Annotated in this window: 24 protein-coding genes and 1 pseudogene; 13 read left to right on the top strand and 12 right to left on the bottom strand. The window is 68.9% G+C overall.

Annotated features, from left to right (window positions below; translation table 11 throughout):
* Positions 1-38: 38 nt before the first annotated feature.
* Complete coding sequence (locus FHR38_RS23855) at positions 39-1634, bottom strand: MFS transporter (protein ID WP_184536760.1); 1596 nt, start codon at positions 1632-1634, stop codon at positions 39-41.
* A gap of 136 nt (positions 1635-1770) precedes the next feature.
* Here FHR38_RS23855 and FHR38_RS23850 point away from each other — a divergent pair, with 136 nt between their 5' ends.
* The gene (locus FHR38_RS23850) at positions 1771-2520 is read left to right on the top strand and encodes a TetR/AcrR family transcriptional regulator (RefSeq protein WP_184536759.1); all 750 of its coding nucleotides are present in this window, start codon (positions 1771-1773) and stop codon (positions 2518-2520) included.
* Between the two features lie 51 nt (positions 2521-2571).
* On the opposite strand, the gene FHR38_RS23845 is transcribed toward FHR38_RS23850, so the two are convergent.
* Entirely contained in the window at positions 2572-3621 is a 1050-nt protein-coding gene (locus FHR38_RS23845) for a cytochrome c oxidase assembly protein (protein WP_376771428.1), read from the bottom strand.
* A gap of 108 nt (positions 3622-3729) precedes the next feature.
* Here FHR38_RS23845 and ctaE point away from each other — a divergent pair, with 108 nt between their 5' ends.
* The 5 genes from ctaE (at position 3730) to FHR38_RS23820 (ending at position 8837) form a co-directional block, all read left to right on the top strand.
* Positions 3730-4329: an aa3-type cytochrome oxidase subunit III gene (gene ctaE / locus FHR38_RS23840; protein ID WP_184536758.1), complete on the top strand. Its 600-nt coding sequence runs from the start codon at positions 3730-3732 to the stop codon at positions 4327-4329.
* A gap of 92 nt (positions 4330-4421) precedes the next feature.
* The gene (gene qcrC, locus FHR38_RS23835; RefSeq protein WP_184536757.1) at positions 4422-5309 is read left to right on the top strand and encodes a cytochrome bc1 complex diheme cytochrome c subunit; all 888 of its coding nucleotides are present in this window, start codon (positions 4422-4424) and stop codon (positions 5307-5309) included.
* Complete coding sequence (qcrA, locus tag FHR38_RS23830) at positions 5306-6397, top strand: cytochrome bc1 complex Rieske iron-sulfur subunit (protein WP_184536756.1); 1092 nt, start codon at positions 5306-5308, stop codon at positions 6395-6397. Before qcrC ends, qcrA begins: the two co-directional genes overlap by 4 nt.
* 73 nt (positions 6398-6470) lie before the next feature.
* On the top strand, positions 6471-8090 hold the full coding sequence (gene qcrB / locus FHR38_RS23825; RefSeq protein ID WP_184536755.1) for a cytochrome bc1 complex cytochrome b subunit: 1620 nt from the start codon (positions 6471-6473) through the stop codon (positions 8088-8090).
* A 102-nt stretch (positions 8091-8192) separates the two neighbouring features.
* On the top strand, positions 8193-8837 hold the full coding sequence (locus FHR38_RS23820) for a class I SAM-dependent methyltransferase (RefSeq protein WP_312882372.1): 645 nt from the start codon (positions 8193-8195) through the stop codon (positions 8835-8837).
* Positions 8838-8975: 138 nt separating this feature from the next.
* Here FHR38_RS23820 and FHR38_RS23815 read toward each other — a convergent pair whose 3' ends face one another.
* The gene (locus tag FHR38_RS23815; protein ID WP_184536753.1) at positions 8976-9401 is read right to left on the bottom strand and encodes a cytochrome c oxidase subunit 4; all 426 of its coding nucleotides are present in this window, start codon (positions 9399-9401) and stop codon (positions 8976-8978) included.
* A 9-nt stretch (positions 9402-9410) separates the two neighbouring features.
* Positions 9411-10382 carry an aa3-type cytochrome oxidase subunit II gene (ctaC, locus tag FHR38_RS23810; RefSeq protein WP_184536752.1) on the bottom strand — a complete coding sequence of 324 codons (972 nt, stop codon included), beginning with the start codon at positions 10380-10382 and terminating at the stop codon, positions 9411-9413.
* A gap of 171 nt (positions 10383-10553) precedes the next feature.
* On the opposite strand from ctaC, the gene FHR38_RS23805 reads away from it, so the two are divergent.
* The 3 genes and pseudogenes from FHR38_RS23805 to FHR38_RS33625 form a co-directional block, all read left to right on the top strand.
* Entirely contained in the window at positions 10554-11705 is a 1152-nt protein-coding gene (locus FHR38_RS23805) for a cysteine desulfurase family protein (protein ID WP_184536751.1), read from the top strand.
* On the top strand, positions 11702-11935 hold the full coding sequence (locus FHR38_RS23800; RefSeq protein WP_184536750.1) for a sulfurtransferase TusA family protein: 234 nt from the start codon (positions 11702-11704) through the stop codon (positions 11933-11935). Before FHR38_RS23805 ends, FHR38_RS23800 begins: the two co-directional genes overlap by 4 nt.
* Before the next feature lie 51 nt (positions 11936-11986).
* Positions 11987-12088 (top strand): annotated as a pseudogene (locus tag FHR38_RS33625) (DUF397 domain-containing protein); the annotation flags it as partial.
* 222 nt (positions 12089-12310) lie between these two features.
* On the opposite strand, the gene FHR38_RS23790 reads toward FHR38_RS33625, so the two are convergent.
* From FHR38_RS23790 to FHR38_RS23780, 3 genes are all read right to left on the bottom strand, one after another.
* Entirely contained in the window at positions 12311-13294 is a 984-nt protein-coding gene (locus FHR38_RS23790; RefSeq protein WP_184536749.1) for a carbohydrate kinase family protein, read from the bottom strand.
* 213 nt (positions 13295-13507) lie between these two features.
* Positions 13508-13876 carry an iron-sulfur cluster insertion protein ErpA gene (erpA, locus tag FHR38_RS23785; RefSeq protein WP_184536748.1) on the bottom strand — a complete coding sequence of 123 codons (369 nt, stop codon included), beginning with the start codon at positions 13874-13876 and terminating at the stop codon, positions 13508-13510.
* A gap of 191 nt (positions 13877-14067) precedes the next feature.
* On the bottom strand, positions 14068-15243 hold the full coding sequence (locus FHR38_RS23780; protein WP_184536747.1) for a glycerate kinase family protein: 1176 nt from the start codon (positions 15241-15243) through the stop codon (positions 14068-14070).
* Positions 15244-15288: 45 nt separating this feature from the next.
* Here FHR38_RS23780 and nadA point away from each other — a divergent pair, with 45 nt between their 5' ends.
* The 3 genes from nadA (at position 15289) to FHR38_RS23765 (ending at position 18789) form a co-directional block, all read left to right on the top strand.
* On the top strand, positions 15289-16458 hold the full coding sequence (gene nadA, locus FHR38_RS23775; protein WP_184536746.1) for a quinolinate synthase NadA: 1170 nt from the start codon (positions 15289-15291) through the stop codon (positions 16456-16458).
* Between the two features lie 216 nt (positions 16459-16674).
* Positions 16675-18057, top strand: coding sequence for a UDP-N-acetylglucosamine 1-carboxyvinyltransferase (murA, locus tag FHR38_RS23770; protein WP_376771427.1), 1383 nt, complete (start codon positions 16675-16677; stop codon positions 18055-18057).
* Positions 18058-18177: 120 nt separating this feature from the next.
* Complete coding sequence (locus tag FHR38_RS23765) at positions 18178-18789, top strand: DUF3043 domain-containing protein (protein ID WP_184536744.1); 612 nt, start codon at positions 18178-18180, stop codon at positions 18787-18789.
* 45 nt (positions 18790-18834) lie between these two features.
* On the opposite strand, the gene FHR38_RS23760 is transcribed toward FHR38_RS23765, so the two are convergent.
* A complete protein-coding gene (locus FHR38_RS23760; protein WP_446685676.1) occupies positions 18835-19191 on the bottom strand; it encodes an AzlD domain-containing protein in 357 nt (118 codons plus the stop codon).
* Positions 19188-19874, bottom strand: a complete 687-nt coding sequence (locus tag FHR38_RS23755) for an AzlC family ABC transporter permease (RefSeq protein WP_184536743.1) — start codon at positions 19872-19874, stop codon at positions 19188-19190. Before FHR38_RS23755 ends, FHR38_RS23760 begins: the two co-directional genes overlap by 4 nt.
* A 66-nt stretch (positions 19875-19940) precedes the next feature.
* On the opposite strand from FHR38_RS23755, the gene FHR38_RS23750 reads away from it, so the two are divergent.
* Entirely contained in the window at positions 19941-20570 is a 630-nt protein-coding gene (locus FHR38_RS23750; protein ID WP_221449158.1) for a helix-turn-helix domain-containing protein, read from the top strand.
* 21 nt (positions 20571-20591) lie between these two features.
* On the opposite strand, the gene FHR38_RS23745 is transcribed toward FHR38_RS23750, so the two are convergent.
* Genes FHR38_RS23745 through FHR38_RS23735 form a run of 3 tightly spaced genes read right to left on the bottom strand, consistent with a single transcriptional unit; the run spans position 20592 to position 23102 of the window.
* Positions 20592-21626, bottom strand: coding sequence for an ABC transporter ATP-binding protein (locus FHR38_RS23745; RefSeq protein WP_184536741.1), 1035 nt, complete (start codon positions 21624-21626; stop codon positions 20592-20594).
* On the bottom strand, positions 21623-22438 hold the full coding sequence (locus FHR38_RS23740) for an ABC transporter permease (RefSeq protein ID WP_312882369.1): 816 nt from the start codon (positions 22436-22438) through the stop codon (positions 21623-21625). Before FHR38_RS23740 ends, FHR38_RS23745 begins: the two co-directional genes overlap by 4 nt.
* Positions 22431-23102 carry an ABC transporter permease gene (locus FHR38_RS23735; RefSeq protein ID WP_312882368.1) on the bottom strand — a complete coding sequence of 224 codons (672 nt, stop codon included), beginning with the start codon at positions 23100-23102 and terminating at the stop codon, positions 22431-22433. The genes FHR38_RS23740 and FHR38_RS23735 overlap by 8 nt, the downstream gene beginning before the upstream one ends.
* Between the last annotated feature and the right edge of the window lie 659 nt (positions 23103-23761).

Below are 23761 nucleotides of genomic sequence, written 5' to 3'. Positions count from 1 at the left end.
GCTGGCATCCCTCGTCAGGCCGCTCGGTGGGCCGACGGTCAGCCGATGGGGACCGACGGAGAGGCCGGCTCGTGCGCCCCGACCGGGGGTGGGACTCGGTGTACGCCATCAGCGGACTGACCGGGTCGTACCCGCCGCAGGGCGAGCAGGGAGACGACGGCGGCGACGGCCATCACGACCGCGGCAGTGACGGCTGCCACCTGCATCCCGTTCACGAACGCCAACCGAGCGGCGGCGAGCAGCGCGTCACCGGCCGGTCCGGGCAGGCCTTCGGCGACCACGGTGGCACCGGCCAGGGTTTCCCGTACGCCGGCCACCGCCTCCGCGGGCAGACCGGCGGGCACGCCGGCGGTCACCTCGTCGCGGTACACGGCCAGGCCGATGCTGCCCAACACCGCCATGCCGAACGCGCCGCCGAACTCCGAGGAGCACTCCACCAGTGCCGAGGCGGTGCCCGCCTGTTCCGGCGGGGCGGCACCCACGACCAGGTCGGTGATCAGGGTCATCACCACGGCGGTGCCGGCGGCAAAGACCCCGGCACCGGTGAGCACCACCCACAGGGGCGAGTCGACCTGGACCTGGGCCAGTACGACGAAGCCGACGACCGCGATCAGGAAGCCGGCGCTGATGAGGTAGGCCCGGTTGATCCGCTGGGCGAGCATTGGCGACAGCGGTGCCGCCACGCTTACCCCGAGCGAGGGCACCAGGCTCCACAGCGCCGCCTCCAGCGGGCGCATGTCGAGCACCGACTGCAGGTACTGCGTGGTGAAGATGGCAAAGCCCACGATCGCGAACATCGCCACCAGGTTGGTGAGGACCGAACTGCCGAACCCCCGATTACGGAACAACGCGGGGTCGATCATCGGGCTCGCGGCGATCCGCTGCCGCCAGACGAACACGGCGGCGAGGACCAGACCAGCCGCGATGATCAGAATTCGGGTCAGGTCGACACCGTGCGCGGCGATCTCCTTGATGCCGTAGATCACCGGCAGGACGGCGGCGAGGGAAAGCACCGCACTGATCCAGTCGAACCGGCCAGCCCGCGCCGGCTTGAACTCGGGCACCAGCACCGGTGCGAGCACCAGCAGCAGCACCATCGCCGGCAAGTTGATCAGGAAGACCGAGCCCCACCAGAAGTGGTCCAGCAGCAGGCCGCTGATCACCGGGCCGATCGCGACACCGCCGGTCAGTACTGCGGACCAGATCGCGATGGCGGTACCGCGCTGCTTGTCGTCGTGGAACATGTTGCGGATCAGCGCCAGGGTCGACGGCATCAGGGTCGCCCCACCGATGCCGAGCAACGCCCGGGCGGCGATGAGCAGTTCCGGGCTGGTGGCGTACGCGGCGGCAACCGACGCCAGTCCGAACGCCGCCGCGCCGATCATCAGCAGCCGACGACGACCGATCCGGTCACCGATCGCCCCCATCGTGAGCAGCAGCCCGGCTAGCACGAATCCGTAGATGTCGAAGATCCACAGCTGCTCGGTGCTGGTCGGAGTCAGCTCCCGACTGATGAACGGCACCGCGAAATACAGCACCGACACGTCCATGGACACCAACAACAGCGGCAGGAGCAGGACGACCAGCCCGATCCACTCCCGCCGTCCCGCCCTGGGTCGGATAACCGTGCTCATCCGGATACACCTCGTTTTTCTGTCACCCACCGCAATGGCTGCGTATGACGTACGCGTTGATGCGTACGCCATACGCTCTTTTGCGTACCTTATACGCACCACTAGGATGGCGGTCAACCCGAGGAGAGCGAAGGCCATGGAAGTCGACAGCAGCACCGCCCTGCCGCCCGGCATCGAGGCAGCCTGGGGGCTGCGGGAGCGACCGCCGAAGGGACCGAAGCGGGGCCTGAGCCTGCCGCGGATAGTCGACGCGGCCATCCGGGTCGCGGACAACGACGGCCTCGCTGCGGTGTCGATGAGCCGGGTCGCCACCGAACTCGGCGCAGCACCGATGTCCCTCTACCGCTACGTCGTCTCAAAGGACGAACTGCTGGTACTGATGGTGGACGCCGCCTATGGGAGGCCGCCAACGCCGGACAGGTCGGACCACGACTGGCGGGCCGGACTGACCCGCTGGTCCTGGGCCGAACGGGAAGCACTGCGACAGCACCCCTGGGTGCTCCGGGTACCGATCAGCGGACCACCGGCCACCCCCAACAACCTCCTCTGGTTGGAGGAGGGCCTGCGCTGCCTGCGCGACACCGGGCTCACCGCGGCCGAGAAGTTGTCGGTGATCCTGCTGCTCACCGGCTATGTTCGCAACGTCAGCGCCACGGCCGCCGATATCGACGCCGCCGCCCAGGCTTCCGGCATCATGCTCGCCCAGGTGATGACGGGCTACACCCAACTGCTCCGGAGTCTGATCGACAACCAGCGGTTCCCAGAGCTCAGCACGGTCGTCGAGGCCGACGCCTTCGGCAACGACGGCGACCTCGACGAGGAATTCGTCTTCGGTCTCGAACGGGTGCTCGACGGGATCGAGGCACTGATCCGGGCACGCGGCTGACCAGCGGCGGTAGCGCAGCTCCGGGCTGGGCAGCTCCGGGCCGGAAGAAGATCAGGCGGGCGTCGCCGGCTCGACGGCGGACTCGCTGCGAGTTTCTGCGGCCTGCTCACCAGCCGGTGCCGTGGCCCGATCCCGATACTGCGGCTCCCGCTGCTCCTGCTGCTCCTGCTGCTCCCGGGCCTCCTGGCGGTCCAGTTCCCGGTCGAGCCGGCGGGCTTCCCGCTCGGACTGCCGAATCCACTGCACGACCAGCACGGCGAGCATGGTGATGCTGACGAACTCGCCACCGGCCCAGAGGATTCCGCCAGCCACCTCCTGGTCGGACCAGGGATTGGACCAGTCGAGGCCCAACGACGGATACCAGTCGCCGCCGAAGAGTGTGGTGCTTTCCATGATGGTGAGCCCGAGCACGGTGTGGAACGGCACGGAGAGCACCATCAGCAGAGCCCGGGCTGGATAGGGCCAACGTCCCGGCAGCGGGTCGTGCCCGACCAGCGGCCAGAAGAAGAGGCAGCCGGTCAGGATGAAGTGGGCGTGGACCACCTCGTGCGCGAACGCGTTCTCCAGCGACAGCCGGTAGAGGTCGGTGAAGTAGAGCACGAACGGGTTGATCACGAAGATGGCGAACGCGTACAGCGGGTAGGTCACGACCTTCGCCACCCGGCTGTGCAGGATGGCGAGCAACCGGCGGCGGGGGACGCCGGGCAGCGTACGCAGCGCGAGGGTCATCGGCGCACCCAGCGCGAGGAAGATCGGGGCGATCATGGAGAGCACCATGTGCTGGACCATGTGCACCGAGAGCAGCGTCGTGTCGTAGGCGCCCAGACCGGTCAGGGTCACCGCCGCGATCGAGCCGAGCCCGGGACCGAGGAACAGCACGGTCCGTGACACCGGCCAGTGGTCGCCGCGCAGGCGCAGCCGGTGTACGCCGTAGAGGTAGCAGCCGGCCACCAGCACGAGCATGACCGCCAGCCAGTTGTTCAGCGTGGACTCGGTCAGGATCGCGGAGACGGTGAAGGGTGGCGGCGTCCCGTCCCCGCCCGCCGCGACGGCGGACGCCAGGGCCGGCACGGTACGCAGACTCGGATCGACGTGCAACACGCATTTCAGGCTATGCCAGGGTCCTCATGCCTGGTCGACCGCCCCGCAAGACTGGTCATTTGGCCACCCCGGCGTCCGGCGAGGCTGATCGCGGGCAATAATGACCGCGTGACTGCGGCCCCAGCCATTGACAAGAGCCGGATCCACTCGCTGACACGTCCAAACATGGTCAGTGTCGGGACGATCGTGTGGCTCTCCAGCGAACTGATGTTCTTCGCGGCGTTGTTCGCGATGTACTTCTCCATCCGTGCGGCTGCTCCCGAGCAGTGGGAGAAGCACACCGAGGTGCTCAACGTCCCGTACGCAACGACCTTCACGGCGATCCTGGTGCTCTCCTCGGTCACCTGTCAGATCGGCGTGATCGCTGCGGAACGGGGCAATGTGCACGCGCTTCGGCGCTGGTTCACCATCACCTTCGTGATGGGCCTGATCTTCATCCTCGGCCAGCTCAACGAGTACCGCGAGCTGGTGCACGAGGGCATCAAGATCAATGGAGACGGGTACGGATCAGTGTTCTACCTGACCACCGGCTTCCACGGTCTACACGTGATCGGTGGCCTCATCGCGTTCCTCATCCTCATGATCCGCACAACCATGGGTCGGTTCACCCCGGCTCAGGCGACCTCGGCGATCGTCGTCTCCTACTACTGGCACTTCGTTGACGTGGTGTGGGTCGGGCTATACCTCATGATCTACTGGCTCCAGTGATCTAGGGCCACCCGCTACGCCACTGTGCCGTCCCTGAGACAAGCTGCTCCGTCCCTGGAACAAGGTCGAGAAAACCGTTAAGGACACAGGCCATGACTTCTGACATCCCCGACGCCCGTCCGGGCGCGGCCGCATCCTCGGCGAGCCGCCCCGAGACGGGCGGGCGAGGCGTGCTCGCGCGGCTACGCCGTGGGCGATCCACACCACGCAGCCGGGGCCGCCGCCGGCTGGGTGCCGCGGTACGACTACTGGCTGCGCTGACCCTGGCCGGCGGCGCCTACACCGTCTTCGCACCGGGTCTGCAGGCGCAGGACACCCCCCAGTTGACCGGTGCCGCCCAGGACGGCAAGGCGCTGTTCGACGTAAGCTGTGTCTCCTGCCACGGCAGCGACGCCCAGGGCCTCGAAGGCCGTGGCCCGAGCCTGATCGGCGTCGGATCGGCCTCCGTGGAGTTCCAGGTCGGCACCGGCCGGATGCCGATGGCCCGCCAGGAGGCGCAGGCCGAGCGGAAGCCCCCGGTCTTCACCGACGAGCAGACCCGTCAGCTCGGCCAGTACGTCCAGGAGCTCGGTGGCGGCCCGCAGCTGCCCGAGGGTACGGACCTGGCCAAGGACGGCGACGTGGCGGCGGGCGGCCGACTGTTCCGGATCAACTGCTCGTCCTGCCACTCCTTCGGCGGCGGCGGCGGTGCGCTCTCCTCCGGCAAGTTCGCTCCGGGCCTCGGCCCGGCGACCGACCGGCAGATCTACGCGGCGATGCTGACCGGCCCGCAGAACATGCCGGTCTTCGGCGACAACCAGCTGCGGCCGGAGGAGAAGGCCGACATCATCGCGTACGTGCAGGAGACCCTGAAGAACGACCGTGACCCGGGTGGCTTCAACCTCGGCCGGCTCGGTCCGTCGACCGAGGGTGTGGCGATCTTCCTGGTCGGCATCGTGGCCCTGGTCTTCGCCAGCCTCTGGATTGCGGGGAAGTCATGAGCACGCAGGCATCCCAGGCCGGCCAGGAGCCGGTGGACCTCGACGACCCGACGCTGACCCGGTTCGACGTCCTTAAGGAAGGGCTCCGCCGGGACGACATCGAGATCGTCCACTACGAGCCGCAGTTCCCGGTCCCGGGGACCAAGGGCGAGCGTCGGCTGGTCCGTACCGTCGTGTTCTTCTTCCTGCTCACCGGCCTGGCGGCTACCGCCTTCCTGGCCATCTACATCTGGTGGCCGTGGGAGTACCGCGCCGGCACCGGTCAGGACAAGTGGTTCACGCCGCTGCTCGGCCTGACGCTGGGCGTCGCGCTGCTCGGCGTCGGCTTCGGCATCCTCACCTGGGGCAAGAAGCTGCTGCCGAAGGAGGTGGCGATCCAGGACCGGCACGACGGACCGTCGAATCCGGAGGACCGGAAGATCACTGCCGGCACCATGGCCTACATCGCCGACGAGCTGGGAGTACGTCGCCGGCCGCTGCTCGGTGTCTCGCTGCTAGCCGGTCTGGCTCCGGTCGGTGCGGTCGCCGCGGCACCGCTGATCGGTGGTCTGATCAAGCAGCCGCACGAGAAGAACCAGATGTTCACCACCGGGTGGGCCCCGACCGACGACCACGGCACCAAGAAGCTGATCCGGCTGACCCGGGAGGACGGCAGCCCGATCCGCCCCGAGGACGTGAGCGCCGGTGGCCAGATGACGGTCTTCCCCGGCATCCCGCACGGTGCGACCAACAAGCACGCCGACTCCCCGACCCTCCTGATCCACCTGCGCGAGGACGACGCGCAGGACGCCCGCGAGGCGAACGTACGGGTGGGCAAGGAAGAGTACATGTTCGGTAACTACGTCGCGTACTCGAAGATCTGCACGCACGCGGGTTGCCCGGCGAGCCTCTACGAGCAGCAGACCAACCGTCTGCTCTGCCCGTGCCACCAGTCGCAGTTCCTGATCACTGACAACGCCAAGCCGATCTTCGGTCCCGCGAGCCGCAGTCTTCCGCAGCTGCCGATCACGGTGGACGAGGAGGGCTTCTTCGTGGCGAAGTCGGACTACACCGAGACCGTCGGGCCCGACTTCTGGGAGCGGCCGTGACCGAGCCCATCGAGCGGATCAGCCCGCTCAGCCCTGATGACCGTGGCGACGACGAGCGCAGCGAGGAGATGCGGTGAAGCGTCGAAAAATGGACGTGGCGGCGCTGCCAGGCAAGGCAGCCAGCCAGGTCGACGACCGGCTCCAGGTAGCCACCCCGCTGCGGCGGCTGCTCAACAAGGTGTTCCCGGACCACTGGTCGTTCCTGCTCGGCGAGATCGCGCTGTTCTCGTTCATCGTGCTGCTGCTGACCGGCGTGTTCCTGACCTTCTTCTTCGACCCGTCGATGCAGGAGGTCACCTACAACGGCAGCTACGCCCCGCTGCGCGGGACGCACATGTCGGCGGCGTACGCGTCGAGCCTGGACATCTCGTTCGACGTCCGCGGCGGCCTGATCATGCGGCAGATGCACCACTGGTCGGCCCTGCTGTTCATGGCCTCCATCGTGGTGCACATGCTGCGGGTCTTCTTCACCGGCGCGTTCCGCAAGCCGCGTGAGCTGAACTGGGTCATCGGTTCGCTGCTGTTCTGGGTGGGCTTCCTCGCCGGTTTCACCGGCTACTCCCTCCCGGACGACGGCCTCTCCGGCACCGGTCTGCGGATCGCCTCGGCGATCATGCTCTCCATCCCGGTGATCGGGTCCTGGGTGACCTCGTCGATCTTCGGTGGCGAGTTCCCCGGCGACATCATCATCAGCCGCTTCTTCATCGCCCACGTGCTGCTGGTCCCCGGCCTGCTGGTCGCGCTGATCAGCGCCCACCTGGGGCTGGTGTTCAAGCAGAAGCACACGCAGTGGCCCGGCCCCGGCCGGACCAACAAGAACGTGGTCGGCGAGCGGATGTTCCCCCGCTACGCGATCAAGCAGGGCGGCTTCTTCATGGTCGTCTTCGGCGTGATCGCGCTGCTGGGTGGCCTCTTCCAGATCAACCCGATCTGGATCTTCGGGCCGTACGAGGCGGCGGTGGTCTCCGCGGCCAGCCAGCCCGACTGGTACGTCATGTTCCTCGACGGATCGACCCGACTCATGCCGGCCTGGGAGATCGTCATCCCGATCGGCGACGGTTACGTCATTCCGCCACTGTTCTGGCCGACGGTCGTACTCCCCGGCATCCTGGTCGGACTGTCGCTGGCGTACCCGTTCATCGAGGCGCGACGCAACAAGGACTACGAGCGGCACAACCTGCTCCAGCGTCCGCGTGACGTCCCCACCCGGACGGCCATCGGCGCCATGGCGGTCACGTTCTACCTGGTCCTGACCCTCTCCGGAGCCAACGACGTCATCGCCGAGAAGTTCTTCATCAGCCTCAACGCGATGACCTGGGTCGGCCGGATCGGTCTGCTGATCCTGCCTCCGCTGGCCTACTACATCACCTACCGGATCTGCCTGGGTCTCCAGCAGCACGACCGTGAGGTGCTGGCGCACGGCGTGGAGACCGGCATCATCCGCCGGATGCCCGACGGGCGCTTCGTCGAGGTGCACCAGCCGCTCGCCGCGCCGGACGAGCACGGTCACGGCGAGCTGGACTACGTCGGTTGGGTCGTACCGAAGAAGATGAACCGGCTCGGCGCGCTGGGCCCGGCCATCAAGGGCTTCTTCTACCCGATCGAGAAGCCGGTCGAGGCTCCGGTCTCGCCGGGTCACCCGCCGGTCGAGCCTCGGCCGGAGCAGAAGGAGGTCGGCAGCAGCGGCAAGTAAGTCGTAGCCGACAACGCAGTCACCGACGAGTGGCGCCCGCCGATTCCGGCGGGCGCCACTCTCGTTTCGTGGCCAGTCGTCCGGCGTGGCATGCTCCCCGGCGTGGCGAACCTGCACAACCAAGTGGCGTACTGGAACTCCGCCGGAACGACGAAGTCCTTCGGCCATCCGCCGGAACCCTCGTGGTGGGACCAGATCGACCGTCACGCGCGTCTCCTCGACTATGGCTGCGGCTACGGGCGGCTGGTAGGGCTGCTCACCGAATGGGGCTTCGAGAACGTCGAAGGCGTGGATTCCGCTGCGCAGCTCGTCGCCCGGGCCCGGAAGGAGCAGCCGGACGCGCGGTTCACGGTTCTCGACCATGCGCCCCTGCTGCCCCATGCCGACGGGAGCATCGACGGGGTCCTGCTCTTCGCGGTTCTGACGTGCGTAGTAACCGATGCGGGGCAGCGCGAGCTGATCACGGAGCTGCACCGCGTCCTGCGGCCGGGCGGATTCCTCCACATCAGCGACCTGTGTCTCCAGGCAGACCAACGCAACCGCACCCGGTATCAGGAATTCGCTGGGAGGTACGGCACCTATGGTGTCTTCGAGACCGGCGACGGCGCGGTCTGCCGACACCACACCCTGGACTGGCTGTACGACCTGCTGGCTGACTTCACCCTGGTTGCCACCCGTGAGATCGCCGTGGAGACTATGAACGGCCGTCCAGTCGTTGCGACACAGATGCTGATGTCCAAGCCCTGAGCAGCCTCCTCAGGCGGCTGGAAGCGCCATCCCGGCAAGCAATGACGCGTGGTCGTCGCTGGACAGCGTCTATCTTCTCCGGAAACGACGTTGCCCCGGCCAGCCAAACGGCTGGCCGGGGCAACGGCAGGATCGAACTCAGTGCTCGGCGGTACGCCGGGTGCCGGAGTAGTACTCGAAGAGCAGGCCACAGGCGGCGAAGATGATCGCAACCGCACCGGCGAGGAGCAGCCAGATCTGCCAGAACGCCAGGCCCGCGCCGGCGATCGTGGCGGCCAGCGCCAGCCCGAGGGGCCAGTAGCTACCCGGGCTGAAGAAGCCGACCTCGCCCGCCCCTTCGGCGATCTCCGCGTCCGGCCGGTCCTCCGGCCGCGGGTCGATCCGGCGGGAGACGAACCAGAAGAAGCCACCGCACATCGCACAGAGCAGGGCGGAGAGGATCAGGGCCGTGGTGCCGGCCCACTCCACGTGACCGAGCTGTCCGTCGGTCCACACGGCGTAGACAATCGAGACAGCGAGCAGGAAACTCGCAACGATACCGAAGATCCGCCACTCAGTCTTCATGCCTGGTCCTCAGTTTCCGATGCCGGCAGCGCTGGTCTTGTTGAAGTTCTGCTCGTTGCGCTTGGTGTCGAACGGGTGCGTCGTGGTGGCGTACGGCGCCTCACCGATCGACTCCAGCGCGGCCTGGGTCGTCATTCCGTCCCGCTTGGCCGCGACGAACCGGTCGTACTTCTCCGGGGTGACCGCCCGCAGCTCGAAGTTCATCATCGAGTGGTAGGTGCCGCACAGCTCGGCGCACCGACCGACCCACGCGCCCTCGGTCTGGAGGTTGGTCACCTCGAAGACGTTACGCGCCTTGCCCGGGAAGACGTCCCGCTTGAACAGCATCTGCGGCACCCAGAACGAGTGGATGACGTCGCGGCTGGTCTCCTCGAACCGGATGGTCCGGTCGGTCGGCAGCACCAGCACCGGAATGATCTCGGTGGTGCCCGTGGTGGAGGCGACCGTGTTGGCGTCCACCCCGATGCCGTCACGGTAGTTGAACTGCCAGTTCCACTTGAACGCCACGACCTCGACGACGACGTCCGGGTTCTTGCCGACCTTGTCGACGTTGGTCTGCACGATCGCCGTGTAGTAGAAGAGCACGGCGACGACCAGGATCGGCGCGATGGTGTAGAGGAACTCCATCGGCATGTTGAACCGGGTCTGCACCGGCAGCTCTTCACCCCGCTTGCGGTAGCGGATGACGCACCAGAAGATCAGACCCCAGACGAAGATCCCGACCGCGAGGGCGGCGATGGTCGAGGCGATCCACAGGTCGTACATCTTGTTCGCCTGAGGCGTGATGCCATTCTGCGGCCAGCCGAACCCGTCGAACGTCTTGCCGACATCGCAACCGGTGAGCAGGACGAGCAGCGCCGCCCCACCAGCACCGAGACCGGCAAGCCGACCAACACCACGCCGTGGGCCACGCCCAGCGGCTTTCTGGGGAGCACTGTGTCGTACAGCCGAAGGCTGTACCTCCGAACCCCTTGAGACCACCTGGTCCTGCCTCCCTAGCGCGCCGCCCGATGTCTGCTTCGTCAGCACCAGCGGCAAAGGCGTCACCGACGGTCGCAGATTACTCGACCATGACAGCCTGGGCAGCCTTGGGGTGGCCAGGTCATCCGGTCGGGGATCTTGGCCACCCTGCGACGCGCTACCGTTTCCATCGTGAACGTCCCACCGGTCTACCTCGACGCGGCCACCGCCGCGCCACCACATCCGGTGACCCGGCAGGCGCTGCTCGCCGCCCTGGCGGACGGCTGGGCCGACCCGGGCAAGCTCTACGCCAAGTCCCGTCGGGCCCGCCAACTCCTGGACGCGGCGCGGGCCACGACCGCCGAGATTCTCCGGGTACGCCCCGACGAGCTCTCCTTCACCGCCAGCGGTACGACTGCGGCGCACGCGGCGGTGCTGGGCGGACTGGCTGGCCGCCGACGTACCGGCGTCGAACTAGTGCACTCGGCGATCGAACACTCCGCCGTGCTGCACGCCGCACAGCGACACGTCTCGGGTGGCGGATCGGCGGTGTCGATCCCGGTGGACTCCCTCGGCCGGCTCGACCTGGCGGCCTGGTCGGCGGCGGTGGCCGCCCCGGGAGTCGCGCTGGCGGCACTGATCAGCGCCAGCCACGAGGTCGGTACGGCGCAACCGGTGGCCGAGGCGGCACAGGTGTGTGCTGACGCTGGCGTGCCGCTCTACGTCGACGCCGCCCAGTCGGTGGGCCGGGTACCGGTCCCCGAGGGCTGGTCGGTGCTGACCGCCAGCGCCCACAAGTGGGGCGGGCCGCCCGGCGTCGGGCTGCTGGTGGTCCGCAAGGGCACCCGCTGGGAGTCGCCCTATCCGGCCGACGATCGGGAGGCCGGTCGTACGCCGGGGGTGCTCGACCTGCCCGCGATCGTCGCGGCGGCAGCATCGTTGCGCGCGGTGGTCGCCGACGCGACCGCCGAGGCGACCCGGCTCTCGGCGTTGGTGGACCGGATCCGGGCGACCGTGCCGGCGACGGTGCCGGACGTGGAGGTGGTCGGTGACCCGATCGACCGCCTCCCCCACCTGGTCACCTTCTCCTGTCTGTACGTCGACGGCGAGGCGCTGTTGCACGCGCTGGACCGGCGCGGCTTCGCGGTCTCGTCGGGTTCGTCGTGCACCTCCTCGACGCTGCGGCCCTCTCACGTGTTGGAGGCGATGGGCGTCCTCTCCCACGGCAACGTACGGATCTCGCTGCACCGGGAGACCACCGAGGCCGAGGTGGACCGTTTCCTCGCCGAGTTGCCGCAGGTGGTGGCCGACCTGCGGGCCGAGGCCGGGGTGGTGGGACTGTGAGCGAACCGCTGGAAGACCTCGACTGTCGCGGGCAGCGCTGTCCGTTACCGGTGATCGCGTTGGCTCGCAGGTTGCCCGAGCTGCCGGTCGGCACGGTGGTCCGGGTGCTCGCCGACGACCCGGCCGCCGCCGTCGACATCCCGGCCTGGTGCCGGATGCGGGGACAGGAGTTCATCGGCGCGACGAGCGTGGCCGGCTCCCCCGCCTACGCTGTCCGCCGCTCGCACTGACCGGCGTCAGCCCGCCGTCTCCACCCTGGCCTCTCCACCGCCCACTGGTTCAAGAGCAGCCGCAGCACCAACAACGGCGACTGTGTCGAGTGTGCCCACCTGCCTGGCCAGGTGGCCGTACGCGACAGCAAGGCCCCCCGCGCAAGCAACCCTCGTCTTCACGTCGACCCGGTGGTCCGCGTTCCTGGTCGCCATCAGGTCGGCAGGGTTCGCCAGCCACCAGATCAACTGATCCGTCGGGCAGCTGACTCACTCGCGACTGTGTGCATCTGTGGTAGCTGGAGCTACCACAGATGCACACGAAGCCCGGGGCCGACTGCACCGACCCGCCACCGACCGCACTACCCAGAACCGGGGTGGAGCCGGTGCCGAAAATCAGCCGATGCCGAGAAGATGCTGCCGCACCTCGTCGGCGGCGGTGTCGCCGTACGACTCGGCCAGACGCTTGACGAAGACGTCGCGGCGTACCTCGTACTCCTGGGTGCCGACGGTCTCCAGGATCAGCGTGGCGAGCAGGGAGCCGACCTGGGCAGCCCGCTCCAGGCCCAGCCCCCAGGAGAGGCCAGCCAGGAAGCCGGCCCGGAAGCCGTCGCCCACCCCGGTCGGGTCGAACGCCTGGATCTCCCGGGCGATCGGTACGTGGATCGGCTCGAAGTCCCGTCCGGCGATCTCCACGCCGCGCTTGCCGAGCGTGGTAACCCGGATCTTGACCCGGTCCAGGAGCTGGTCGTCGGTGAGACCGGCCTTGCTCAGCAGCAGCGACTTCTCGTAGTCGTTGGTCATCAGGTATTCCGCGCCCTCGATCAGCCCGAGCACGTCCTCGCCGTCCATCCGGGCGAGTTGCTGGGACGGGTCGGCGGCGAAGGCGTACCCCCGGCTCCGGCACTCCTCGGAGTGGCGGAGCATCGCCGCCGGGTCGTTGGCGCCGACCACGACGAGGTCGAGCCCACCGATGCGCTCGGCGACCGGGGCCAGCTCGATGTTGCGGGCCTCGCTCATCGCCCCGGCATAGAAGGAGGCGATCTGGCACATGTCGAGGTCGGTGGTGCAGACGAACCGGGCGGTGTGCGCGATTTCGCTGATGTGCACCGAGGTGCAGTCGACACCGTGCCGCTCCAGCCAGGACCGGTAGTCGGCGAAGTCCGCACCGACCGCCCCGAGCAGCACCGGGTTCAGGCCGAGCTGGCCCATGCCGAAGGCGATGTTGGCCGCCACCCCGCCCCGGCGCACCACCAGGTCGTCCACGAGGAAGGAGAGTGACACCTGGTGCAGTTGGTCGGCGATGAGCTGATCGGCAAACCGACCGGGAAAGTGCATCAGGTGGTCAGTGGCGATCGAACCGGTAACGGCGATCTTCATCTCGGTCGGCCCTCGAAATCGGTTGCGGACAGCTCAGCGCCGGTCAGCCTACCGGGCCGGGCACCGGATCGATGCCATCTGGTTGCTCAATCGTGGGTTGAAAAGCAGCGGGGCCACCCGCAGTACGCCGATCCACCCGGCCCACCGGACAGGTCCGGTCACCGGGGGAGTCAGCGCCTGCGGATGGCCCCGCCAGGCGAATCAGAGGTCGACTCAGTGGAAGGAGTCGCCGCAAGCGCAGGAGTTCTGCGCGTTCGGGTTGTCGATGGTGAAGCCCTGGGCGTCGATGCGGTCGGCGAAGTCGATGGTCGCGCCGGCCAGGTACGGGCCGCTCATCCGGTCGACGACGACCTCGACACCGTCGAAGTCGGTCACGATGTCCCCGTCGAGCGAACGCTCGTCGAAGAACAGCTGGTACCGCAGGCCGGAGCAGCCACCCGGCTGCACCGCGACCCGCAGCCGCAGGTCGTCGCGGCCCTCCTGCTCGATCAGGGCCTTGACCTTCTGCGCCGCGACGTCGGTGAGGACGATGTTGGTCGGGGCCTGGGCCTCGGTCGACTCGGTCTGCGCTGGCGTGGTCACTTCTATTCTCCCTGCGCGCGTTCGGTCTGGACGTACTGGCCAACGCTAACCGCATAGCCAGTGATTCCCAATCAGGTGCCGCCTCGATTGTAGGTCGGTGCGGCGTACGTCACCCGGCCGACCGAGCCTTGGGTGTCAGGAAAGGCCCTTTATCCACAAAAAACGACAGGAACGGGTCCTGCCTGACACCCTCAGCGGCTCCACTGGCCCGCCAGTCGGGCGGCGATCGCGCGGAGTCCCTCGGCGGGACGGGTCAGGGCCTGCTCGACGCCGCCGCGTTCCTCGCCGCCGAAGTGGTCCACCAGGCTGTACGACTCGGTCACGCCAGCCGAGGCCGCCTCCCGCCGACCGGTGCTGCACCGCCCGGCGAGCACCACGCACGGCAGCCCTCGGTCCCGGGCCGCCCCGGCCACTCCGGCGACCAGCTTCCCGCGCAGCGACTGGTGGTCGAACGACCCCTCGCCGGTGATCACCAGGTCGGCCCGGTCGACCGCGGCGTCCAGCCCGATCAGGTGACTCACCAGCCCGATGCCCGATTCGCACCGGCCGCCCAGCGCGAGGATCGCCGCGCCGAGCCCACCGGCGGCCCCGGCTCCCGGCAGGGCGGCCAGCCCCGGCGGGCAGGACGACAGGTCCCGTTCCAGCACCGCACCGAAGCGCTCCAGCGCGGAGTCCAGCAACAGTACGTCCGCCCGGGACGCCCCCTTCTGCGGGCCGTACACGCTGGCTGCCCCGTACAGGCCGGTGAGCGGATTGTCGACGTCGGTGGCGGCCACCAGCTCCACCCCCCGTACCCGGGGCACGCCATCCAGCGCGGCCACGGCGACCAGGGCGGCACCGCCGTACGGCAGGGCGTATCCGGTCTCGTCCAGCGGGGTGGTGCCCAGCGCGGTGAGCATCCCGGCACCGCCGTCGTTCGTGGCGGACCCGCCCAGCCCGATCACCACCCGCCGGGCCCCGGTCTCCACGGCGGTGGCGACCAGCACGCCGAGGCCGTACGAGGTGGTGGCCTTCGGGTCACGTTCAGCGTCGGAGAGCAGGTGCAGCCCGCAGGCCTGGGCGCTCTCCACGTACGCGGTGCGTCCGCCCGCTGCCGGATCGTCGACGACCAGCACCTCGCCGGTGACCGGACGGCCCAACGGGTCGGTGGTGGCCACCGGCAACCGGTGACCGCCGAGCGCCTCGGCCAGCACCGCCACGAAACCGGGCCCGCCGTCGGAGAGCGGACGGGAGACGATCTCGTCCTCCGGGGCAGTGTCACGCCAGCCGGCGGCCACCGCCTCGGCCACCTCGGGGGCGGAGAGGGTACCGGCGAACTTGTCCGGACAGATCAGGATCCGCATGCTCGGCAGTGTGACAGCCCACATGCCCTTAGGCTGCGTCCGGACCGCCGGGTGGGGGACCATGAACGGGTGACTTCGACCTGGGTTGAGCCGTCTGACACCGCTACCGCACTCCTGCTCCTCGGACGGGGTTCCGACCCTGCCACCGAGCGTGGTGTCGAGTGTCCGGGGGAGTTGCCCCCGCCCAGTGACCCGGACCTGGTCGCCCGGGCCGCCGTCGCCAAGGCCAAGCTCGGTCAGCGGGTGTTCGTGCTGGGGCACCACTACCAGCGCGACGAGGTGATCCAGTTCGCCGACGTGACCGGCGACTCGTTCAAGCTGGCCCGGGAGGCCGCCGCCCGGCCGGACGCGGAGTACATCGTCTTCTGCGGCGTGCACTTCATGGCCGAGAGCGCCGACATCCTGACCACCGACGCGCAGCAGGTGGTCCTGCCCGACCTGGCCGCCGGTTGTTCGATGGCGGACATGGCGGCGTTGTCCCAGGTCGAGGCGGCCTGGGAGGTGCTGACCGACGCCGGGGTGGCGGAGATGACCGTCCCGGTGACGTACATGAACTCCTCGGCGGACATCAAGGGGTTCGTCGGGCGCAACGGCGGGGTGGTCTGCACCTCGTCCAACGCCAAGCGGGCCCTGACCTGGGCGTTCGAGCGTGGTCAGCGGGTGCTCTTCCTGCCCGATCAGCACCTGGGCCGGAACACCGCGGTGTTGGAGATGGGCTTCGACCTCGACGACTGCGTCCTCTACGACCCGCACAAGCCCGGTGGCGGGCTCACCGCGCAGCAACTGCGGGAAGCCAAGATGATCCTCTGGCGTGGGCACTGCTCGGTGCACGGACGGTTCACCCTCGACAGCGTCAACGAGGTGCGGATGCGGGTGCCCGGGGTCAACGTGCTGGTCCACCCGGAGTGCCGCCACGAGGTGGTGACCGCCGCCGACCGGGTCGGGTCGACCGAGTACATCATCAAGACCATCGAGGCCGCGCCGGCCGGTTCGGCCTGGGCGATCGGTACGGAACTCAATCTCGTACGGCGGCTCGCCCTCGCCCACCCGGACAAGGAGATCATGTTCCTGGACCGGGCGGTCTGCTACTGCTCGACGATGAACCGGATCGACCTGCCGCACCTGGTCTGGGCACTGGAGGAACTGGTCGCCGGACGGGTGCCGAACCAGATCGCGGTCGATCCTTCGACGGCCCGGCACGCCCGTACGGCGCTCGATCAGATGCTCGCCCTCCCCTGACCGGTTCGATCACGTTAAGTAACTACTCTTGTACGGATAACTACGGTGATCGCCGATTCGCGCCCTCCTACACGCTCTGCCCGGGTCGCCGCGCTTACCGAGCGCTATGCTGCGCGAGCGACACAGAGCCAGCCGCACGCCCCGCGGCGGCGCCCCGGGCAGCGATCGGAGTGGATCGCCTGCCCGAGCTGACCCCTCTCCCCGAGCCGAAGCCCGGTGACACCGACGCGCTGGAGGTTTGCGTTGACTGACGACGTTTTGGTCGTACATGGTGGTACCCCCCTACACGGACGGATCCGGGTCCGAGGCGCCAAGAATCTCGTCTCCAAGGCGATGGTCGCCGCCCTGCTCGGCGACGAACCCAGCCGGCTGTACGACGTACCGCGCATCCGTGACGTCGAGATAGTCCGGGGCCTGCTCGGCCTGCACGGGGTCAAGGTCACCGACGGCGAGGAGGACGGCGAACTCGTCCTCGATCCGGCCAACGTCGAGAGCGCCTCGACCGACGAGATCAACGTGCACGCCGGTTCCAGTCGGATCCCGATCCTGTTCTGCGGCCCCCTGCTGCACCGCCTCGGCCACGCGTTCATCCCCGACCTGGGTGGTTGCCACATCGGCCCCCGGCCGATCGACTTCCACATGCAGGCGCTGCGCGAGTTCGGCGCGGTGGTCGAGAAGCAGCCCAAGGGCCTGCACCTGACCGCCCCCAACGGCCTGCACGGCACCAAGTTCGCCCTCCCCTACCCGAGCGTCGGGGCCACCGAGCAGGTGCTGCTCACCGCGGTCATGGCCGAGGGCGTCACCGAGCTGCGCAACGCCGCCGTGGAGCCGGAGATCATCGACCTGATCTGCGTCCTGCAGAAGATGGGCGCGATCATCAAGGTGCACACCGACCGGGTGATCGAGATCCAGGGCGTACCACGGCTGAGTGGTTATTCTCACCGCCCCATCCCGGACCGGATCGAGGCCGCCAGCTGGGCCGCCGCCGCACTGGCCACCCGGGGCGACGTCGAGGTGCTCGGCGCCGACCAGGTCGACATGATGACCTTCCTCAACGTGTTCCGCTCGGTCGGCGGGGCGTACGAGGTCGTCGACGCCCGCCCGCCCCGGGGCAACTCCCCCGGTCAGGAGGGCGGCATCCGGTTCTGGCACCCGGGCGGCGAACTGCGCGCCGTGGCGCTGGAGACCGACGTGCACCCCGGCTTCGGAACCGACTGGCAGCAGCCCCTGGTGGTCGCGCTCACCCAGGCCCGGGGCCTGTCGATCGTGCACGAGACGGTCTACGAGCAGCGGCTGGGCTACACCGACGCGCTCAACAAGATGGGCGCCACGATCCAGGTCTACCGAGACTGCCTGGGCGGTACGCCGTGCCGGTTCGGCCGGCGCAACTTCAAGCACTCGGCGGTCATCGCCGGGCCGAGCAAGCTGCACGCCGCCGACCTGGTGATCCCCGACCTGCGTGCCGGGTTCAGCCACCTGATCGCCGCGCTCGCCGCCGAGGGGACCTCACGGGTGTACGGCGTGGACCTGATCAACCGGGGCTACGAGGACTTCGAGGCCAAGCTCGCCGCCTTGGGCGCGCACATCGAACGTCCCTGACCCCCTCGCCCCACGCCGGTCGGGCCGAGGGCGGACAGGTTACCAGCGTCCAGGGCCAGGGGTCGGCGGCCGCCGTACCGTGATGTGCGGTGGTCGCCGACCGTTGGCTACTCTTCATGCGTGCCGTCGCTGTTTCGCCGCAAGTCCGCCAACCTCGCCGAGGAGACCGTAACCACGGTCACGTCCGACGAGGAGGCCGCTGCGTCCGCCCGTACCCGGGGTCACACACCTAGCAAGCGAGAGCTTGGGCAGGAGACTCCGAAGCGCCCCACCGCGAATCGGCGGGTGGCCACCTCGACCAAGCCCCTCACCAAGCAGGAGGCGCGGGAACGGCGGCGCGAGTTGCGAGCCGAGTCGGCGGCCGAGTTCCGCCGCGAGGGCGGCCCCCGGGACCAGGCTCCGGAGCGGGTGCTGGCCCGTAACGTGGTCGACTCCCGTCGTACGGTCGGCACCTGGTTCTTCGGCGGTGCGCTGATCGTGCTGGTCGGCTCGTCCCCGGGAATGCCGCCGATCGTGCAGCTCGTCTCCAACCTGCTGTGGGGTGCCCTGGCGCTCGGCGTGGTGGTCGACTCGATCCTGATCTCTCGCAAGATCAAGAAGCTGGTCCGCGCCCGGTTCCCCAAGACCGACCAGCGGATGGGCTCCCTCTACCTCTACGCGATCATGCGGGCCATCACGTTCCGCCGGATGCGCACGCCGGTCCCCCGCGTCGAGATCGGCGACGCGATCTAGGGCAGCCCAGCCAGGCGGATCAGGGCGCTCGGACCAGCAGACGAATCAGGGCACTCCGGCCAGGCGGAGCAGGGCGGTCGTGGCGGCTGCGGCGACTACCACCAGCACGAACTGTGCCCGAAACCAGGCGAGCCCCAGGCCGACCAGCACCCCGACCGGGCGGGCAACACCCGCGAAGGCACCCCCCTCCGTCAGGGTCGCGGTGGCGGCGAGTGCGGCGAGCAGCGCGGCTGCGGCAACCGGGAGCAGTTGACGCAACCATCCGGGCAGGTCCAACCGGTCCTGTAGGAGCACCCCGACCAGCCGGAAGGCGTACGTCCCGACCGCGAGCGCCAGAATCACCGCGACCAGCACGACCGGCTGCGGCGATGCGGTATCGGCGGTGGCGCTCAGGCCGGTCACCACGGCCACTCCCAGGCGCGGCGGGGCAGAAGCAGTACGGCCAGACCGGCCAACGCGAGCAGGACGGGCAGCCCCGGCGGCAGAATCGGTGTGGTGAGCACGGCGAGGGCGGCACCGGTCAACGCCACTCGACGGGTGCGTGGCTCACGCAGCGCCGGCATCAGCATCGCGATCAGCCCGGCGGGAAAGGCGGCGTCCAGCCCGAACCGCTGCGGATCACCGACCCGGGCACCGAGCAGTACGCCGACGACCGTGCCGAGGTTCCAGGCGAGGAACCAGCCGCTCCCGGCCACCCAGTAGGCCCGTCGCCGGCCGCTGCCTGGCGGCTGCGCCAGCGCGAAGGCGGTGCTCTCGTCGGTCATCAGGTGGCTGCCGAGCAGCCGGTCCCGCCAGCGCGGGGCGATCGTCTCGGCCAGGGCCAGTCCGAACGGCAGATGCCGGACGTTGAGCAGCAGCCCGGCGAAGACGGCGGCGACCGGGCTGCCCGCCGCGATCATGCCGACGGCCATGAACTGCGCACCACCGGCGAAGACGATCACCGACATCGCGATGGCGGCCCATGCCGGTAGGCCAGAGGCCACGGCGATCGCCCCGAAGGAGGCACCGACGGCCAGCATCGCGATGCCGATCGTGGCCACGTCCCGGACCAGCGACAATCGAGGTGTTCGTTCTGCCGTACGCATAGCCCAAAATAATGAACACATCCACTGATGTTCGTCAAGGCGAACAGATTGACCGATGGAGCGAACATGCCCGTCACGCCCTCGCCCCCCGAGCAGCCTGGACCCGTCGGCCCAGCCACACAGTCGCCCGTGGCCCACCTCGCCGCCACACAGTCGCCCGTGGCCCACCTCGCCGCCGCGCTACGCCGGGAACGGGATCGGGCCGGGCTCTCCCTCACCGAACTGGCCCGGCGCGCCGGGATCGCCAAGTCGACCCTCTCGCAGTTGGAGGCGGGCAACGGCAACCCGAGCGTGGAAACGGTGTGGGCACTCGGAGTGGCGCTGGGAATACCGTTCAGCCGACTGATCGAGCCACCGTCGCCCGCCGTACACGTGATCCGGGCTGGCGACGGTCCCCGGCTCCGCTCCGATCAGGCCGATTTCACCGGGACCCTGCTCTCCCCCGGCTCGTCCCACGTACGGCGGGACATCTATCTGATCGAACTGGAGCCGGGCGTCGGGCGGGAGGCACAGCCGCACATCCCGGGCAGCGTGGAGCACCTGGTGGTGGCGGCCGGACGGATGCGCACCGGCCCTGCCTCGGATCCGGTGGAACTCGGGCCGGGCGACTACATCGCCTTCGCTGGCGACGCGCCGCACCGCTACGAGGCGCTGACCCCCGGCACCTTCGCCGTGCTGGTGATGGAACACCCCTGACCTGCACTGTTGATCATGAAGTTATCGCCCCGCCCCGTCCGGGGCCGCTACAGCTTCATGATCAACGGGGAGGGTGGGAAGGGTGGGGGCGACGATCGGCTCCGGGGCGGTGTAGAGGCGGGCCACCACGTCCTCGATGTCCGGCTCGACGATGGCGATGTCCCGCAGGGTGGCCAGCCCGGACAGGCGGGCCACCACCTCACCGGCCGTCACCGACTCGCAGGCGAAGACCAACCGCCGGCCATCGGCCTCGGTACGGTGCAGCGGCGCCCCGGACAGCACCGGCGGCTCCGGCAACGGCTCGTCCAGGTCGACCACGACCAGCCGGTGCGAGCCGTACCGCGCGTGCAGCGCCTCGATGCTGCCGTCATGCACCACCCGACCGTGGTCGATCACCACCAGCCGCCGGCACAGCCGCTCGATGTCGGCCAGGTCGTGCGTGGTCAACACGAGCGTGGTGTCCCCGGTGCGGCCCAGCTCGGCGAGGAACTCGCGTACCGCCCGCTTGCTCATCACGTCCAACCCGATCGTCGGCTCGTCGAGGAAGAGCACCTCGGGACCGTGCAGCAACGCGGCCGTCAGCTCGCCGCGCATCCGCTGCCCGAGCGAGAGCTGCCGCACCGGGACGTCCAGGAAGTCGTCCAGGTCCAGCAGCGACCGGCAGCGGCGCAGCCGGGCCGCGTGGTCAGCCGGCGGCACCCGGTAGATGTGCCGGAGCAGGTCGAACGAGTCCCGTAGCGGCAGGTCCCACCAGAGCTGCGACCGCTGGCCGAAGACCACGCCGATCCGCAGCGCCAGACGGGTCCGCTGCGCCACCGGCCGCAGGCCGCAGACCCGCGCCTCGCCGGCCGAGGGCATCAGCACCCCGGTCAGCATCTTCAGGGTGGTCGACTTACCGGCGCCGTTCGGACCGATGTAGCCCAACATCTCGCCCCGAGCCACGGTCAGGTCGACCCCGTCGACCGCGGAGACCACCCGCTTCTCCCGGCGTAGCCGGCCGGCTCGTACCCGTACGGTGAAGTCCTTGCGCAAGCCGCGCGCCTCGATGATGTTCATGACCCCGTACTCCGGTAGTGCCTGATACCGATCCGCCAAGCGATGGCGGCAACGGTGGCGGCGACGACGGCGGCGGCTGGCGAGACCCAACCCACCCAGTCCGGCAGGCCGAGCGGGTCGGCCCGGCCGAGCAGCGCCAGCGCCGGGTAGTAGCTGACGAAGGCAAACCCCAGACCGTACGCGAAGATGGTTCGAAACCATCCGCTGTAGACGGTGATCGGGTACGCAGTGAACTCACGTCCCCCGTAGGTGAAGGCGCTGCCCACCTCGCCGGACTCGATCCACCAGAACGCCACCGTGGCGGCGGCAACGAAGATCGAGCCGAAGAAGACCACCCCGGCCAGCGGGGCCACCACCACCAGCGCCACCCGCCCCGGGGTCCACTCGATTCCGGCATAGGCCAGCGCCGCGACCAGCACCGCCAAGCCGAACAGCGACCGGGAAACCTTGCGGAGCGGCACGTCCATCAGCAGCAGTTGCGGCAGCGCCCCGAGGGGCCGGACCAGTACCGCGTCCAGCAGGCCGGTGCGGACGTACTGGCGGATCCGTTCGATGTTGCCGACAGTCAGGTCGGCGGTGGCGAAGGCGAACGCCGACAGGCCGACCATGACCGTCGTCTCGCGTAGGTCGAACCCACCCAGAGTGCCGGTCACCCGGAACAGCACCAGTACGGCCAGCACGTCCAACGCGACGACGCCGACGTTGCTGACCAGATCGATCACGAACGACGTACGGTAGGACGCCTGCGAGCGGGTCTGGGCACGGAGCAGGGCCCGATAGGGCCGAGTACGCGGCGTCACCAGGTCAGCCACCCTGCACCACCAACCGTCGTTCCGCCCGGCGCTGGACCAGCCAGCAGGCGACCAGGATCAGCCCGGCCCAGACCAACTGGATGCCCACCATGCCCACTTGGACATTCGCGGTGTCCCGCTCCACCAGCACGTCGAGCGGAGTTTGCAACAGACTCGGGAAGGGTGTGGCCAACCACAGCGGCACATAGACCCAGTCCGGCAGGAAGCGCAGCGGGAAGTAGAGGCCGGCGAGCACTCCCGAGGACAACGTCCAGAACATCATCGGACCACGGATGTCGTACAGCCAGTAGGCGGTCAGGTTGACCAGGTAGCGACAGCCGAAGCAGATCACCAGGGCCAGCGCCAGGGAGAGCACGAACAGCGGCCCGGTGTACCAGCGCTTCGGCAGGTAGACGTCGAAGAGGAGCAGTCCGACCAGGACCGGCGGCAGGAAGCGGGTCAGTAGGGCGTACCCCGCCCGGCCCAGGTCCGCCGCCAGATAGTTGACCACGGGGTGCACCGGGCGCAGCAGGTCACTGACCACCTCGCCAGTACGGATCCTGTCAGCCAGCTCGGTCCAACCCCAGAGCAGAATCACGGCGAGCATCCCCTGCCCCACCCAGACGAAGGTGGCCAACTGTTCTCGGCTATAGCCGGCGGCAAGACCGCTGGCCCCACTCGCCACGGCGAGCAGTACGTAACACTTGAGAAAGCCGAAGACAGTATTGGTAAAGGCGCCCGCAATCGTCGCTTGACGGTAGGTAGAGTAGCGACGGTAACCTGATCCGGTTATCGCCGCAAATGTCCAAAACTGCGCGATAACGTTTCTATTCAGGGACAATCCCACAGTGGCGGCGGGCAAGCTCACGCCGTTACCCTCCTTCCACAACCACGCTGCACAGAACCGGGTGACTCTACCCGGGGCCGCCGACTGTCCAGCGAGATTTTTCAACGAGGTGACACCGCCGTGAGCGAGCCACGTGAGCCGTTCTCCCGGCCGCACCGCGCGCCCCGGCCCGAGGGCAGCTCATGACCGACCGCTACGCCGACCTCTGGCGCGATCCCGCCGAACCGTCCTGGGTGGTGCAACCGACCGCCGAATGGCACGCGCAGTTCCCCGGGCAGCGCTATCCGGGCGACATCGGACCGCAGCGGACACCCCGGCGACGTACCCCGACCGCCTCCGGCCGGGCCGAAGTCCACCCGCCGCAGAACCGCCCCACCTCCCCCGCCGGGCCGTACCCGCCTGAGGGCCGCCCCACCTCCCCCGCCGGGCCGTACCCGCCTCGGCCACCACACCGATCCGGACCGGACGGTCGACCGCCGCAGGATGGACAGTGGTCG

It is taken from the genome of Micromonospora polyrhachis, from assembly GCF_014203835.1.
Classification (GTDB): Bacteria; Actinomycetota; Actinomycetes; order Mycobacteriales; family Micromonosporaceae; genus Micromonospora_H; species Micromonospora_H polyrhachis.
Note: the sequence above shows the minus strand (reverse complement) of the source record. Positions and strands in the feature narration are given on the sequence as shown.